16 protein-coding genes are annotated in these 13,946 nt (G+C 66.4%); 11 read left to right on the forward strand and 5 right to left on the reverse strand.

Features of this window, described 5'->3' with window-relative positions:
* Nucleotides 1-22 precede the first annotated feature (22 nt).
* The 4 genes from hpf (at nucleotide 23) to AC6LJW_RS16025 (ending at nucleotide 3,569) form a co-directional block, all read left to right on the forward strand.
* Nucleotides 23-361, forward strand: a complete 339-nt coding sequence (gene hpf / locus AC6LJW_RS16010) for a ribosome hibernation-promoting factor, HPF/YfiA family (RefSeq protein WP_056319592.1) — start codon at nucleotides 23-25, stop codon at nucleotides 359-361.
* Nucleotides 362-707: 346 nt separating this feature from the next.
* Nucleotides 708-1,163 (forward strand): PTS sugar transporter subunit IIA, encoded by a 456-nt coding sequence (locus AC6LJW_RS16015; RefSeq protein WP_056560272.1) that lies wholly within the window; start codon nucleotides 708-710, stop codon nucleotides 1,161-1,163.
* A 20-nt stretch (nucleotides 1,164-1,183) separates the two neighbouring features.
* Complete coding sequence (gene hprK, locus AC6LJW_RS16020) at nucleotides 1,184-2,110, forward strand: HPr(Ser) kinase/phosphatase (protein ID WP_006216298.1); 927 nt, start codon at nucleotides 1,184-1,186, stop codon at nucleotides 2,108-2,110.
* 25 nt (nucleotides 2,111-2,135) lie between these two features.
* Nucleotides 2,136-3,569: an aminotransferase-like domain-containing protein gene (locus AC6LJW_RS16025; protein ID WP_427988079.1), complete on the forward strand. Its 1,434-nt coding sequence runs from the start codon at nucleotides 2,136-2,138 to the stop codon at nucleotides 3,567-3,569.
* Between the two features lie 6 nt (nucleotides 3,570-3,575).
* Here AC6LJW_RS16025 and AC6LJW_RS16030 read toward each other — a convergent pair whose 3' ends face one another.
* Both AC6LJW_RS16030 and AC6LJW_RS16035 read right to left on the reverse strand, forming a co-directional pair.
* Nucleotides 3,576-4,859: a c-type cytochrome gene (locus AC6LJW_RS16030; RefSeq protein ID WP_498087747.1), complete on the reverse strand. Its 1,284-nt coding sequence runs from the start codon at nucleotides 4,857-4,859 to the stop codon at nucleotides 3,576-3,578.
* Between the two features lie 12 nt (nucleotides 4,860-4,871).
* On the reverse strand, nucleotides 4,872-5,630 hold the full coding sequence (locus AC6LJW_RS16035; protein WP_498087748.1) for a c-type cytochrome: 759 nt from the start codon (nucleotides 5,628-5,630) through the stop codon (nucleotides 4,872-4,874).
* Nucleotides 5,631-5,825: 195 nt separating this feature from the next.
* On the opposite strand from AC6LJW_RS16035, the gene rapZ reads away from it, so the two are divergent.
* Nucleotides 5,826-6,698 carry an RNase adapter RapZ gene (rapZ, locus tag AC6LJW_RS16040; protein WP_056566400.1) on the forward strand — a complete coding sequence of 291 codons (873 nt, stop codon included), beginning with the start codon at nucleotides 5,826-5,828 and terminating at the stop codon, nucleotides 6,696-6,698.
* The gene (locus AC6LJW_RS16045; RefSeq protein ID WP_056560282.1) at nucleotides 6,695-7,660 is read left to right on the forward strand and encodes a septal ring lytic transglycosylase RlpA family protein; all 966 of its coding nucleotides are present in this window, start codon (nucleotides 6,695-6,697) and stop codon (nucleotides 7,658-7,660) included. The genes rapZ and AC6LJW_RS16045 overlap by 4 nt, the downstream gene beginning before the upstream one ends.
* A 12-nt stretch (nucleotides 7,661-7,672) precedes the next feature.
* Here AC6LJW_RS16045 and AC6LJW_RS16050 read toward each other — a convergent pair whose 3' ends face one another.
* Nucleotides 7,673-8,257: a methylated-DNA--[protein]-cysteine S-methyltransferase gene (locus AC6LJW_RS16050; RefSeq protein ID WP_498087749.1), complete on the reverse strand. Its 585-nt coding sequence runs from the start codon at nucleotides 8,255-8,257 to the stop codon at nucleotides 7,673-7,675.
* 3 nt (nucleotides 8,258-8,260) lie between these two features.
* The gene (rsmI, locus tag AC6LJW_RS16055; protein ID WP_056560288.1) at nucleotides 8,261-9,196 is read right to left on the reverse strand and encodes a 16S rRNA (cytidine(1402)-2'-O)-methyltransferase; all 936 of its coding nucleotides are present in this window, start codon (nucleotides 9,194-9,196) and stop codon (nucleotides 8,261-8,263) included.
* Nucleotides 9,197-9,261: 65 nt separating this feature from the next.
* On the opposite strand from rsmI, the gene AC6LJW_RS16060 reads away from it, so the two are divergent.
* From AC6LJW_RS16060 to AC6LJW_RS16075, 4 genes are all read left to right on the forward strand, one after another.
* Entirely contained in the window at nucleotides 9,262-9,741 is a 480-nt protein-coding gene (locus AC6LJW_RS16060) for a YraN family protein (protein ID WP_056560290.1), read from the forward strand.
* Nucleotides 9,742-9,826: 85 nt separating this feature from the next.
* On the forward strand, nucleotides 9,827-10,420 hold the full coding sequence (locus AC6LJW_RS16065; RefSeq protein ID WP_056560293.1) for a phosphoheptose isomerase: 594 nt from the start codon (nucleotides 9,827-9,829) through the stop codon (nucleotides 10,418-10,420).
* Nucleotides 10,417-11,163, forward strand: a complete 747-nt coding sequence (locus AC6LJW_RS16070; protein ID WP_056560297.1) for a BON domain-containing protein — start codon at nucleotides 10,417-10,419, stop codon at nucleotides 11,161-11,163. The genes AC6LJW_RS16065 and AC6LJW_RS16070 overlap by 4 nt, the downstream gene beginning before the upstream one ends.
* Nucleotides 11,160-11,654 (forward strand): peroxiredoxin family protein, encoded by a 495-nt coding sequence (locus AC6LJW_RS16075; protein ID WP_056560300.1) that lies wholly within the window; start codon nucleotides 11,160-11,162, stop codon nucleotides 11,652-11,654. Before AC6LJW_RS16070 ends, AC6LJW_RS16075 begins: the two co-directional genes overlap by 4 nt.
* A 298-nt stretch (nucleotides 11,655-11,952) precedes the next feature.
* Here the strand turns inward: AC6LJW_RS16075 and AC6LJW_RS16080 are convergent, their stop codons facing one another.
* Nucleotides 11,953-12,741, reverse strand: coding sequence for a MetQ/NlpA family ABC transporter substrate-binding protein (locus tag AC6LJW_RS16080; protein WP_056560303.1), 789 nt, complete (start codon nucleotides 12,739-12,741; stop codon nucleotides 11,953-11,955).
* 273 nt (nucleotides 12,742-13,014) lie between these two features.
* On the opposite strand from AC6LJW_RS16080, the gene argB reads away from it, so the two are divergent.
* Nucleotides 13,015-13,917, forward strand: a complete 903-nt coding sequence (gene argB / locus AC6LJW_RS16085; protein ID WP_013396740.1) for an acetylglutamate kinase — start codon at nucleotides 13,015-13,017, stop codon at nucleotides 13,915-13,917.
* Nucleotides 13,918-13,946 lie beyond the last annotated feature (29 nt).

Here is a 13,946-nt window from a genome sequence, read left to right on the forward strand (position 1 = left end):
TCTTTTAGAAGGAGAGCACACTATGAACCTGAGCATCTGCGGTCGTCACCTCGACGTCACCCCGGCCATCCGGGAATATGTCATGAACAAACTGGCGCGAGTGCTGCGGCATTTCGATCACGTCATCGATACCCAGGTCATGCTCTCAGTAGAGCCCCTGCGGCATAGAGCCGAAATCACCATGCGTCTGAGCGGCAAGGACATTCATTGTGAAGCAACCGATGAAAACCTCTATGCAGCCATCGACCTTCTTGCTGACAAAGTCGACCGTCAGGTCATCAAGCACAAGGACAAGGTAAGAAGTCATTCAGCAGAGTCCGTGAAGCGGCAAGCGGCGACCCTCTCGCCACCCCAGCAGTAACGCGCTTCATGACCGCTCACCTGAGCGACTAGCAGTACAGCGATCCCACGATCCTGCCTAAGTCCCGGTGTCCCGCTAGACCTCACGTCCAGCTGGGGCATCGGCAAACTCCCCTCCTGCACCACCCAATCCCCTGTTTCATCTCGCTGCCGCCTGCCGGCCACTTGGCGTTTTCCCTGCGTTTGTCCGATACGTGCGTCTGCGGGAACCCTGCCAGGCCCAGAATGTCCACAAGGTATCGCGATCAGACTATGCTGTCGCTCTTGTGGTCCCGTTGGCTCCTCGGTCCTCCGAGGCACGGGGCGGTTGATTGTTGCAGTGCGTCATATAACCATATAATGACCTGATGAATCATTTGTCGCGCATCCTCCCCGCCGGCAACGTCGTGCTCGATATGCTCGCCACGAGCAAGAAACGTGCGTTCGAACAGGCCGGTCTGCTTTTTGAAAACAACAACGGCTTGGCACGCGCCCTCGTGTTCGACAGCCTCTTTGCCCGCGAGCGCCTGGGGTCTACCGCCCTGGGTCAGGGCGTTGCCGTGCCGCACGGCCGCGTGAAAGGTCTGGAGCAGGCACTGGCGGCGTTCATCCGCCTTGCTCAGCCCATCACCTTCGACGCGCCCGACGGACAGCCCGTGTCGATGCTGCTGTGTCTGCTGGTGCCTGAAACCGCCACGCAGCAGCACCTGGACATCCTGGCCGAACTCGCCCAGCTCATGTCCAACAAGGCATTGCGCGAGGCCCTGGCCACCGAGCCGGATGCGGCCATCGTCCACAGAATGCTCACGACCGGCCAACTCTGATCCCACGCGGAATCGCTGCCATGCTCACGGTGCAGGAACTCGTCGACGACAACGCCGACAAAATCCCCTTTAACTGGATCTCGGGCCAGGGCGCCGCGGACCGCGCGATTCCCGATGACGGCATGGCGGCCGCCGATCTCGTCGGCCACTTGAACCTTATTCACCCGTCGCGCATCCAGGTGTTCGGCCAGGAAGAGCTGGCGTACTACACGCGTTTCGACCTGCGCCGCCGCATGCACCACATGGACGAGCTGCTGATCGGCGGCGTGCCGGCGATTCTGCTGGCCGATGGCCTGACGCCGCCGCAGGATCTGGTCGACCAGTGCGACCAGCACCAGGTGCCGCTGCTGTCCACGCCGGTTGCCGCCGCGCAGCTCATTGACCTCTTGCGCATCTATCTCGGCAAGAAGCTCGCGCCCACCACCACGGTGCACGGTGTGTTCCTGGACGTGCTGGGTCTGGGCGTCCTGATCACGGGCGAATCGGGTCTGGGCAAAAGCGAACTGGCGCTCGAACTGATTTCGCGCGGCCACGGCCTGGTGGCCGACGACGCGGTCGAGTTCTCGCGCACCGCGCCCAACATGATCGAAGGCCACTGTCCGCAACTGCTGCAGAACCTGCTGGAAGTCCGCGGCCTGGGCCTGCTCGACATCCGCACGATCTTTGGCGAAACCTCGGTGCGCCGCAAGATGCGGCTCAAACTCATCGTGCACCTGGTGCGCGCCACCGCGCAGGACAAGTTCGAACGCCTGCCGCTGCAGGACATCACGCAAGACATGCTGGGCCTGCCCGTACGCAAGGTGATGCTGCAAGTGGCCGCGGGCCGCAACCTGGCTGTGCTGGTCGAGGCGGCGGTGCGCAATACCATCCTCAAGCTGCGCGGCATCGACACGCTGGGCGAATTCATGGAACGCCAGGCCATGGCGATCCTCCAAAGCAGCAAATGAGCCCGCAACGTCGCCCTGCGGCATCGTGAGCCTTTACGAAACCCTGGCCGACGAGATCGCCTCGTCGATCGCAAGCGGCGTCCTGCGGGCCGGCGACAAGCTGTCCTCGGTGCGCGACGCGTGCGCCGCGCGCGGCGTCAGCCCCTCCACCGTCTTCCAGGCCTACTACCTGCTCGAAGCCCGCGGCCTGATCCGCGCGCAGCCGCGCTCGGGCTACTACGTCAACGCCCCCGCCGAATCGCTGCCGCCCGAACCGGGGGCCTCGTGCCCCGACGGCGAATCCACCGAACTGGCAATCAGCGAGCGGATCTTCGACATCCTCGGCTCGGTCCGCAACCGCGACGTCACGCCGCTCGGTTCGGCCTTCCCCTCCCCGCTGTTGTTTCCGTTACCGCGATTGGCGCAGGCCATGGCCGCGCATCTGAAGCGTCAGGATCCGCGTGACACCGTCGAAGACCTGGCGCCCGGCAATCCGCGCCTGCGACGGCAGATCGCGCTGCGCTACCTGATCGGCGGCATCAACCTGCCCGCCACCGATATCGTCGTCACCAACGGCGCCCTGGAAGCGTTGAATCTCTGCCTGCAAGCGGTCACGCAACCGGGCGACACCGTCATGGTCGAGGCGCCCACCTTTTACGGTGCGCTGCAGGCGCTGGAACGCCTTGGGCTGAAAGCGCTGGAAGTGCCTACCCATCCGCGCACCGGGATCGACCTGGACGCGATGCAGGCCGCCATCCAGCGGCACTCGCCGCGCGCCTGCTGGCTGATGACGCAGTTTCAGAACCCGCTGGGCTGCCTGATGCCGGACGACAGAAAGCGGCAGCTGGTCGAACTGCTTGCGCGGCACGACATTCCGCTGATCGAAGACGACGTCTATGGCGAGCTGTACTTTGGCACGACGCGGCCCGTGCCCGCAAAGGCCTACGACACGCGCGGACTGGTGCTGCATTGTTCGTCGTTCTCGAAATGCCTGGCGCCCGGCTATCGCATTGGGTGGGCCAGCGCCGGACGCTATGCCCAGCAGGTGCAGCGCCTGAAGCTGTCATCGACGCTGTCGGCATCAGGCCCCGCGCAGGGTGCGATTGCCGAATACCTGGAACAAGGCGGCTACGACCGCCACCTGCGGCGCCTGCGCCAAACCTTGCAGGCGCAGCAGGAGCGCATGGCCGACGCCATCGCGCAGGCCTTTCCCGCCGGCACGCGCGTGACGCGGCCGCAGGGCGGATTCTTCCTGTGGCTGGAACTGCCCGCCGCCGTGGATGCGCTGTCGCTGCACCGCCAAGCGCTGGCGCGCGGCATCAGCGTGGCGCCCGGCCCGATCTTCTCGGCCAGCGGCCAGTTTGGCAGCGCGCTACGCCTGAACTACGGGCATCCGTGGGAAGCCGGCATCGAAGCGGCGATCCGCACGCTGGGCGACCTGGCGCACGAGGCCTGCCGGGCGGCTGCCGCAGCGCGCTAGCCGGCGCTAATTCAACGTTGACGACGCCCGCGCGCGTTTGACCTCCAGCGCGCTCGTCCCGCCCGCCTCGTTGCCCCAGCTATTGCGGATGTATGTCACGAGCATCGCAATGTCGTTGTCGTTGAGCACCTGGCCGAACGGCGGCATGCCGTGGGGACGCGGGTTCGCGGCTGTGGCGGGCGCATACCCGCCGTCCAGCACCATGCGGATGGCGTTGACGGACGACGGCGCGGTCACCGACGGATTGCCGGCGAGCGCGGGCCACGCGGTGCCGCTACCCTTGCCGTCGGCCTGGTGGCATTGCGCGCACTGCTGGCTGTACAGCTTGCCGCCCAGCTCCATGGCCGCAGGCGCGGGGGCAGCCGCACGCGCGTCCGTCGCGGGCGGCGTGGCGGGCAGCGATTTCAGATAGACGCCGATGGCCAGCGCGTCGTCGTCGGTCAGGTGCTGCGTGCTGCCCAGCACGACTTCCGCCATCGGCCCGCTGACCGTCGAATGCGCGGCAATGCCGGTCTTGAGCAGCGTGGCAATATCCTGCGCGGTCCAGCGTCCCATGCCGGTCTGCATGTCGTTAGTAAGCGGCGGCGCGTACCAGTCCAGCACGGGAATCACGCCGCCGGCCAGCGCATCGCCCGCGCGCGTCGCGCCCAGGCTGTTGCGTGGCGTGTGGCAGGCCGCGCAATGACCCAGCCCTTCGACCAGATAGCGGCCGCGATTCCACTGGACAGACTGGCCGGGGTCCGCATCTTGCACACCCGGCTTGAAATACAGCGCGCGCCACGCCGCCAGCAGCATCCGCTGGTCATACGGGAATTCCATCTCGGGCGGACGGTTGGCCTGCTTGACGGGCGAAACGCTGCGCAGATAGGCATACAGCGCGTCGGAATCGCTGCGCGTGACACGCGTGTATTCGGTGTACGGAAACGCCGGGTACAGCAGCGTGCCGTCCTTCGATTTGCCGTTGTGCAGCGCCTGCCAGAAGTCGTCGGCCGTCCACGCACCGATGCCGGTATCCGGGTCGGGCGTGATGTTCGGGCCGTAGACCGTGCCGAACGGCGTGGGAACGGGCGTGCCGCCGGCAAACGCCTTGCCGCCCCGGCTGGTATGGCAGGCCATGCAGTTGCCGGCCAGCGCCAGGTAGCGGCCGCGCTCGATCTGCGCGGCGCCCTCGGCCGCCGCCGCGGCGGGGCCGGTGCTGGCATCGTCGCGCGTGCCCAGCCAATACAACCCGCCGGCGGCCACCACGACCGCCAGCAGCAGAACAACCAGAATTCTTTTCATCAGCGTCATTCGCGGCCCCGTTCAGCGTTGCGCCTGACTGCCGCATTCCGCGGGCAGCCGGACCGAGTTCGCGGCGTCGGGCACGTAGGGCTCGACCACGGGCTGTGACGACAGCCACGCCGTCAGGGCGCCGATGTCCGAAGGGGTGAGCTTGTGGGAGATGTCGGCCATGCAGTCCGGCGCGGCGGCGCGGCGCAGGCCGTTCTTCCAGCCGCCGATCTGCGCGCCGATGTAGTCGCGCGGCAGGCCCAGCAGGCCCGGGATGGCGGGCAGCATGCCGGAGAGGGCCGCGCCGTGACAGGATGCACAGGCCGGCAGACCGCGCGCCGCATCGCCCTCCTTGGCAAGCTTGCGTCCGGCCTTCAGCGTGGCGGCGGACACGTCCGCGCGAACGGGCGCCGGATACGGCACATGCTGCTCAGAAAAGTACGCGGCCATGTCGCGCAGGTAGTCGTCGGGCAACCCAGCCAGCAGGTGCGTCATGGGCCGGTACTGCCGACGCCCATCGCGAAAGTTCAGAAGCTGATGATAGAGATAGTCCTGCGGCTTGCCGGCCAGCCGCGGATAGTAGCCGTCGGCGCCCGCCCTGCCCTGCGCGCCGTGACACGCCGTACAGGCCGCAACACGGGCCGCCATGGTGTCCGGCTGCAGGGTCGGCGGCGCCGCCTGCTGCGCCAGCGACGGCGCGGACATAAACACAACAGCCGCAGCGGCAAAGGCGCTGCGGAAGGCCCAAAACCGCGGCAGTGAAACACTACAAGAGGAAATGAGGGCTAACATCTAGGTCAAATTCCCACACCCCGAATCGTGACGGCGGGGCGCGTAAAAGTGGAACTGCGATGGAACTGCGGCGTCTGCGGCCCCAAGCTTACGTCAGGGCGTGCAGCAGGGAACAGGCGCAGATCCTGAGTTTATGGCCATATCAGATGCTATCCCGCCGGCATCGTCCTGGAAAAGCGTGCCACAATCATGTCCATGTTGAAAGTCGTCCTCGTCACCGGCATTTCCGGCTCCGGCAAATCCGTCGCGCTGCGTATGCTCGAGGACGCAAGCTACACCTGTGTCGACAATCTTCCCGTCCGCTTCCTGACCGAATTCATTGCGCAGGCGCGCGATGACGGCATGGAACGCGTCGCCGTCGCCATCGACGTGCGCTCGCCGGGGGAACTCGCCGAACTGCCCGACGTGGTCACCGCGCTGCGCGCCATGGGCACGAGTCTGCGGGTCGTCTTCCTGGATGCCAACACGGCCACGCTGGTGCAGCGCTACTCCGAATCGCGCCGCCGCCATCCGCTGACCGACCGCCTGCAACGCGGCGGCACGGCGCCGTCGCTGACCGAATGCATTGCGCTGGAAAGAGAGCTGCTGGCGCCGCTGCGCGAGCAGGAACACGTCATCGATACGTCAGAGCTGACGCCCGGCCAGCTTCGCGCCTGGATCCGCGATCTCATCAAGGCAGACCGCGCGCCGCTGGTGCTGACGTTCGAATCGTTTGCCTACAAGCGCGGCGTGCCGGGCGACGCGGACCTGGTGTTCGACGTGCGCTGCCTGCCCAACCCCCATTACGACCGCAACCTGCGTCCGCTGACGGGCCGCGACGAACCCGTGGCCACGTGGCTCGCCGGGTACGAGCAGGTCGGCCTGATGATTGACGACATCGCAGGCTTCCTGAAGCGCTGGCTGCCGCTGTACACGCAGGACACCCGCAACTACCTGACCGTGGCCATCGGCTGCACCGGCGGCCAGCACCGCTCGGTGTATGTCGTGGAGCAACTGGCGCTGCGCTTTGCCGACCACGACCCGCTGCTGGTGCGCCACCGCACCCAACTGCCCGACGAAACCGCATGACGAGTTCCCGCCCCCTGCATTTCCTCTTTGTGCTGCTGCTCGCGATCGCGGTGGCAGGCTGTTCCTCCACCGGCGGACGCAAAAAGGGCGGCTATTACAAGGACGACGGGCCGGACGCCAATCCGCCGTCCAACCTGGATCAGATCCCCGACGCGGTGCCCAAGCTGGAACCCTACGCCAGCGGCGCGAACCGGCCCTACGTCGTGTTCGGCCAGCGCTATGTGCCGGACACCAGCGGCCAGGCCTACAAGAAGCGCGGCATCGCCTCGTGGTACGGCAAGAAATTCCACGGCAACTCCACGTCGATCGGCGAGACCTACGACATGTACGCCATGACGGCCGCGCACACCACGCTGCCGATCCCCAGCTACGCGCGGGTGACCAGCATGGTCAACGGCAAGACGATCATCGTGCGAGTGAACGACCGCGGCCCCTTCCACAGCGACCGCATCATGGACCTGTCCTACGTCGCGGCCTACAAGCTGGGCATCATCGGCCCGGGCAGCGGGCAAGTGGTCGTGGAAGCCATCCAGGCCGAAGAGATCCGGCGCCTGGCCTCGCAAGGCGCGCCCGCGGCCTCTGCGCCAGAACCCGAATCCGCCACGGGCTCCACGCCGGTGATGGCGCCGGTGGCGTCCACCCCCGTGGCGCTGGCCCCGGAACCCCTCGCGCCGGCTTCACCCAGCCCCGCTCCGATGCGGCCGGCGGCCGGCGCCGGGACGGGTACAGGCAGCATCTACCTGCAGGTGGGCGCGTTCAGCCAGCCCGGCAATGCGCAATCGCTGGTCAGCCGCATCAACACGCAGCTCGGCGCCGAAGGCGCGCCGCCGGCGTCGGTGGAACAGGCCAACAATCTGTACCGCGTGCGGATCGGCCCGTATCCCGATCGCCAAAGCGCGCTGAATGCCGTGCCGATGGTTTCCGACCGCATCGGCATCCTGCCGACGATCGCGTCGCAGTAAGCGGCAAGACGGCTACCAGGGCAGCTCCGCCTGCCCGTCGCACACGCGGCGCGCGTGCGCGCTGCGGCTGAGGTAACGGTTGCCTTCATGCGCCAGCAGCGCCTGCTTGCGCGGCAATCCGCCGCCGAATCCCGTCAGCGAAGTGTCCGCGCCGATCACGCGATGGCACGGAATGATGATGCTGATGGGATTGCGGCCCACCGCGCCGCCCACCGCCTGCGCGCCCTTGGGCCGGTTCACCGTGCGGGCCAGTTCGCCATAGCTGGTCAGCGTGCCGAATTCCAGCGCACATAGCGCATGCCAGACCTCGTGCTGGAACGTGGTGCCGACCGGGTCGAGCGTTACGTCGAACCCGCGGCGCTCGCCGGAAAACCATTCTTCCAGCTCGCGCCGCGCCTGTTCCAGGAACGGATCGCTGTCTGTCAGCGTCCATCCATCCGGCAACGGCAACAGCGCCTGATCGGTGAACCACGCGCCGCGCAATCCCTTCGGGCTGGCCAACAGGCGCAGATCTCCCAGCGGGGTGGGCATGTCGCGGTAGGTCAACCGCTCTTGCGGGTCGGCGGGCTTGTTGGACACGACAGTCGAATACACCATGGCTTACTCCTGCGCCTTCTTGCGGGTCAGGGCCCGGTTGTAGAGCACGTCGCGCGGCTGGCCGGTGACCTTGGCCGCAACGCGCGCGGCGTCGCGCACGGACAGCGATTCCAGCAAGGCGTCCAGCAGGACGTCGTGGGCGGGATCGACATCGCCGGTCTCGGGCGCGTCCGCCTCGGCATGGACGATCAGCACGAACTCGCCCTGTTCGCGATGCGCATCGGCGGCCAGCCATGCCGCAGCCTCGCCCAGCTTGACGGTGCCGATCTCTTCGAAGCGTTTGGTCAGCTCGCGCGCGACGGTCAGTTCGCGTTCCGGGCCACAGACCTCGAGCAGGTCGGCAAACGTGGCCGCCAGGCGGTGGGGCGATTCGAACATCACGACCGGCGCGGGCAACGCGCACCACTGGCGCAGCCAACGCTGCCGGGCCACCGCCTTGGGCGGGGCAAAGCCCGCGAAGGCGTAGGCGGGGTTCTCGTCCGTGGTGACGCCGCTCCCCATCAGGGCGGCGATCACGGCGCTGGGGCCGGGTACCGGCACGACGGCAAAGCCGGCGGCGCGCACGGCCCGGACCACACGGGCGCCGGGGTCGCTGACCGCGGGCGCGCCGGCATCGGACACCAAGGCCACGCGCTGGCCTTGCGCCAGGCGCTCGCAAATGGCCTGCGCCGCGGCGGCCTCGTTGTGGCGATGCGCCGCCATGAGCGGCGTGCCGACACCCCAGGCATCGAGCAGCGTGCGGCTGGCGCGCGTGTCCTCGGCAGCGATCACGTCAGCCCGCTGCAGGGCGTGCCAGGCGCGCAGGCCCAGGTCGCCCAGATTGCCGATGGGCGTGGCCACGACATACAACGTCGAGGCTGGCCAATGCTGGCCGGCCACACGTTCCGACACGCGGGACCAGGCATCGCCGGCAGTGGGGGGTGAGACGTTTTGATTCATTGCTGCCTGCTGACACGGAAAACCATGTCAGTGTAGCCGCCTATGCACGCTGCTTTTGGATTCCCATGACGGACGACACCCTGCGCCTGGCCTGCGAACTTGCCCTGGCCGCCCGCCGCCGCGCCGCAAAACGCAAGCGCCGCGCGGGGCGCCTGCCTGCCGACCGTCCGCCCCCGCGCCGCTCCCCCGCCCAGCGTCGGGGCGATCACCATGAAGCAGCTGCGCTGCGCCTGCTGGCGGCGCGGGGCCTGACGCTGCTGGCGCGCAACCTGGCCTGCCGCGCCGGTGAAATCGACCTGGTCATGCGCGACGGCGACACGCTCGTCTTCGTCGAGGTCCGGGCGCGCGCAAGCATCCGCTTCGGCGGCGCCGCCGCCAGCATCGGCCGCGAAAAGCAGACGCGGCTTGCCCGGGCGGCGGCGTATTGGCTGCCCGAACTCGCCCGCCGGCACTGGGGCGGCTCGGCCCCGCCCGCCCGCTTCGACGCCGTGGTTTTCGACGGCGGCGACCCGGCCTGGCTGCGCGGCGCATTCTGGCTGCCGTGATGCGGCAGGCCTTGCCCGGCGCCCGCCCCCGCCCTCGTTGCGCAAGGACAGAACCGCAGCCCGGCCCCGTGAGATAATCGCGCCCATGGATATGACCTCTCGCATGACGTCGCACTTTCGCGATGCCATGGCCGCTCACGAACAAAGCATGAACGTCCTGGCCGAACCCCTGGCGGTGGCCGTGGACGTGCTGTTCGGCGCCCTGGCGAACAACGGCAAGATTCTGGCTTGCGGCAATGGCGGATCGGCTGCCGACGCGCAGCATTTCATCGCGGAACTGGTGGGCCGCTTCGAACGCGAACGCCTGCCGCTCGCGGGCATTGCGCTTAACACCGACACCTCGATCCTCACGGCGGTCGGCAACGACTACGGCTTTGACGAAGTCTACGAACGGCAGGTCAACGCCTTCGGGCAGGCCGGCGACGTGCTCGTGGCCATCTCGACCAGCGGCAATTCGCCCAACGTGGTCCGCGCCATGGAAGCCGCCAGCGCGCGCGAGATGCACGTACTTGCCTTGACCGGCAAGGGCGGCGGCGTCATGGGGGAACTCATTACCCCGATGGACGTCCATCTATGTGTTCCCAGCGATCGCACCATGCGCATCCAGGAAGTCCATATTCTGCTGCTGCACGCGCTGTGTGACGGCATCGACGCTCTTCTGCTTGGAGACACCGAATGATTCTTGACGCCAGACCCGCAGTCCGCCCGCTGATGCTTGCCGCCGCGCTATCCACCGCGGCGCTTTCGCTGACGGCCTGCGCGCCCTTGATCGTGGGCGGCGCCGCCGCCACCACGGCGGTCGTGGTCACCGACCGCCGCACGTCCGGCGTCCAGCTCGAAGACCAGAACATGGCCTTCAAGGCGCAGAGCCAGATCGCTCAAAAGCTGGGCGACGCCGCGCGCGTCAATGCCATGGCCTACGGCGGCCACCTGCTGCTGACGGGCGACGTGCCCTCGGAAGAAGCCAAGAGCCAAGCCACCGCCATCGCGCAAAGCGTCGAAAACGTGAAGCAGGTCATCAACCAGCTCAACGTCGGCCCCATCGCGTCGTTCGGCCAGCGCTCCAACGACACCTGGCTGACCTCCAAGGTCAAGACCGCGCTCCTGAACACCAAGTACGTGCCCTCCGGCACCATCGCGGTCACCACCGACCGCGGCGTCGTCTACCTGATGGGCAAGGTCACCCAGGCCGAAGGCGACTACGCCGCCAATGCCACTGCGGACGTCGGCGGCGTGACCAAGGTGGTCAAGCTCTTTGAAACCATCAGCCGCGAAGAAGCCATCCGCCTGTCTGGCAGCGGCTCCAAACCTGCCACCACCGAAAGCAAGGCGCCCATCGAAAGCGGCACCGGTCCGGCCACCGACAACGCGGCTGGCACCGGCGGCACGAGCAGCGGCGTCGAGGCAATGCCCATCAAATGAAAAAAGCCATCGTAGCCCTCGCAGTTCTCGTGGCGGTCGGCATCGGCGCCTGGTTTGCCATGCGCCCGGCCCAAACCGCGCCCGACGTTACTTTCACCACGCTCGAAGGCAAGACCTTCTCCATGCAGGACCTGCGCGGCAAGGTCGTGCTGGTCAAATTCTGGGCAACCAGCTGCGTGACCTGCGTGAAGCAGATGCCCGACACCATCTCCGCCTACAACGAGTACGCGGACAAGGGGTATGAAGCCATCGCGGTCGCCATGAACTACGACCCGCCCAACTTCGTGCTCAACTTCGCCGAAACGCGCAAGCTGCCGTTCCCGGTTGCGCTGGACACCAAAGGCGAGATCGCGCGCGCCTTCGGAGACATCCGCCTGACGCCCACGGCGTTCCTCATCGACAAAGAGGGACACATCATCAAGCGTTATCTGGGCGAATACGACAAGGCCGAGTTCCACGCCACAGTGGAAAAGGCCCTGGCCGCCGGCTGATCTGCCGTCTCGGCGCGCCCCCAAGAATCGCCCGCCGCTTGCGGGCGATTTTTTTTGGGCGGTTCGGGCATCCGGCACCCGCGTGGGACGGGGCGCTGCGGGGACGGCGTCAGACACCCGGGTGAGCGTGTCGTCAGCATGTGACATGCGGTTCTGCGGGTGTCAGACACCTCGGTATGCCGAAAGGGCCTTTGACACCTTTCCATGCAAAAAGCCGCCCGTTTATTGCGGGCGGCTTTTCACTTAGGGCATGGCGATTGCCGGGCTCGGGCAGTTCAAACCACCCGCGCTCCGCACATCAAAACGCGGGAACGACCGCGCCCTTGTACTTTTCCTGAATGAAGGTCTTGACCTCCGGCGAGTGCAGCGCGTCGACCAGCTTCTTGATTCCCGGCGCGTCCTTGTTGTCGCTGCGGGTCACGAGCACGTTGGCGTACGGCGAGTCGGCGCCTTCGATGAACAGCGCGTCCTTGGTCGGCACCAGACCCGCTTCCAGCGCGTAGTTGGTGTTGATCAGCGCCAGATCCACGTCGTCCAGCGCACGCGGCAGCATGGCGGCTTCGAGTTCACGGAACTTCAGCTTCTTGGGGTTCTCGACGACATCGGCGGCGGTCGCCAGGATGTTGGCCGGATCCTTGAGCTTGATGACGCCCTGCTTTTGCAGCAGCACCAGCGCGCGGCCGCCGTTGGACGGGTCATTGGGGATGGCGACCGTGGCGCCGTCCTTCAGGTCGGACAGGCTCTTGATCTTCTTGGAGTAGCCACCGAACGGCTCGACGTGGACCAGGGCCACCGGCACGAGGGTCGCCTTGCGGTCCTTGTTGAAGCTTTCCAGGTACGGCTTGTGCTGGAAGAAGTTGGCGTCCAGTTGCTTGTCCGCCAGTTGCAGGTTGGGCTGCACGTAGTCGCTGAACACCTTGATGTCGAGCTCCACGCCTTCCTTGGCCAGCTTGGGCTTGACCACTTCAAGGATCTCGGCATGCGGCACCTGCGTGGCGCCCACGACGACCTTTTCGGCGTGGGCCGCGTTGGCGGCAACCAGGAGGACCGACGCCGCCAGGGCAGAACGGACAAAGTTCAAACGCATGTCTTGCCTCTTTTATGGTGAAAATCGGGGATCGATGTCCCGCAGGTTCGGGCAGGCCCCCTTTTGCGGGGCGTGCCGTTGTGAAAACGCCCCCAATTTACCTGAATGCCCGTTATTTGTCGGGCATATGGACATAGGTTTGCAGCATAAGAAACCTGTGGGTACTACAATCCGTCGTATGCTTGCGCTAGCCGCGTTCCAACCGCGTTCTTGTGCAGGCATTTTTTTAACGCCCATCAACTTTTCTGTTATTTATCTGCCGACTTAGCTGCCATGACCGACACCCCCGACCCTGCTGCCGTTTCGTCTCCCGCCGTCAAAGCCGCCGTGCTGTCCGAGGCTCTGCCGTATATCCGACGATTTCACGGCAAGACCATCGTGGTCAAGTACGGCGGCAACGCCATGACGGAAGAGCGATTGCAGCGCAGCTTCGCGCACGATGTCGTGCTGCTCAAGCTGGTGGGTCTGAACCCGGTGGTGGTCCACGGTGGTGGTCCGCAGATTGATGACGCCCTGCGCCGCATCGGCAAGCAAGGCACCTTCATCCAGGGCATGCGCGTCACCGACGCCGAGACCATGGAAGTCGTTGAATGGGTGCTTGGCGGCCAGGTCCAGCAGGACATCGTCATGATGATCAACGAGGTCGGCGGCAAGGCCGTGGGCCTGACTGGCAAGGACGGTGGCCTGATCCAGGCCCAGAAAAAGCTGATGGCCAACAAGGACAACCCGTCCGAACCCATCGACATCGGCTTCGTCGGCGACATCACGATGGTGGAACCGGCCGTCGTGAAGGCCCTGCAGGACGACCAGTTCATCCCCGTCATCTCGCCCATCGGTTATGGCGAGGACGGCACGGCCTACAACATCAACGCCGACGTCGTCGCCGGCAAGATGGCCGAAGTGCTGGGCGCCGAGAAGCTGCTCATGCTGACCAACACCCCGGGCGTGCTGGACAAGGGCGGCAAGCTGCTGCGCAGCCTGTCGGCCCAGACCATCGACGAGCTCTTTGCCGACGGCACGATCTCCGGCGGCATGCTGCCCAAGATCTCGTCCGCGCTGGATGCCGCCAAGAACGGCGTGAACTCGGTGCACATCGTCGACGGCCGCGTGCCGCACTGCCTGCTTCTGGAAATCCTGACCGACCAGGGCGTCGGCACGATGATCAGCTCGCACTGATGAAGCACACCCCAGCAGCACGGCGCGCC

This window comes from Achromobacter sp. 1012554356 (assembly GCF_059760815.1).

Bases quoted from the DNA above. Each gene is read 5' to 3' on its own strand.
- hpf (WP_056319592.1), top strand. From the start codon at position 23: ATGAACCTGAGCATCTGCGGTCGTCACCTCGACGTCACCCCGGCCATC.
- AC6LJW_RS16015 (WP_056560272.1), top strand. From the start codon at position 708: ATGAATCATTTGTCGCGCATCCTCCCCGCCGGCAACGTCGTGCTCGAT.
- hprK (WP_006216298.1), top strand. From the start codon at position 1,184: ATGCTCACGGTGCAGGAACTCGTCGACGACAACGCCGACAAAATCCCC.
- AC6LJW_RS16030 (WP_498087747.1), bottom strand. From the start codon at position 4,859: ATGACGCTGATGAAAAGAATTCTGGTTGTTCTGCTGCTGGCGGTCGTG.
- AC6LJW_RS16035 (WP_498087748.1), bottom strand. From the start codon at position 5,630: ATGTTAGCCCTCATTTCCTCTTGTAGTGTTTCACTGCCGCGGTTTTGG.
- rapZ (WP_056566400.1), top strand. From the start codon at position 5,826: ATGTTGAAAGTCGTCCTCGTCACCGGCATTTCCGGCTCCGGCAAATCC.
- AC6LJW_RS16045 (WP_056560282.1), top strand. From the start codon at position 6,695: ATGACGAGTTCCCGCCCCCTGCATTTCCTCTTTGTGCTGCTGCTCGCG.
- AC6LJW_RS16050 (WP_498087749.1), bottom strand. From the start codon at position 8,257: ATGGTGTATTCGACTGTCGTGTCCAACAAGCCCGCCGACCCGCAAGAG.
- rsmI (WP_056560288.1), bottom strand. From the start codon at position 9,196: ATGAATCAAAACGTCTCACCCCCCACTGCCGGCGATGCCTGGTCCCGC.
- AC6LJW_RS16060 (WP_056560290.1), top strand. From the start codon at position 9,262: ATGACGGACGACACCCTGCGCCTGGCCTGCGAACTTGCCCTGGCCGCC.
- AC6LJW_RS16065 (WP_056560293.1), top strand. From the start codon at position 9,827: ATGGATATGACCTCTCGCATGACGTCGCACTTTCGCGATGCCATGGCC.
- AC6LJW_RS16070 (WP_056560297.1), top strand. From the start codon at position 10,417: ATGATTCTTGACGCCAGACCCGCAGTCCGCCCGCTGATGCTTGCCGCC.
- AC6LJW_RS16075 (WP_056560300.1), top strand. From the start codon at position 11,160: ATGAAAAAAGCCATCGTAGCCCTCGCAGTTCTCGTGGCGGTCGGCATC.
- AC6LJW_RS16080 (WP_056560303.1), bottom strand. From the start codon at position 12,741: ATGCGTTTGAACTTTGTCCGTTCTGCCCTGGCGGCGTCGGTCCTCCTG.
- argB (WP_013396740.1), top strand. From the start codon at position 13,015: ATGACCGACACCCCCGACCCTGCTGCCGTTTCGTCTCCCGCCGTCAAA.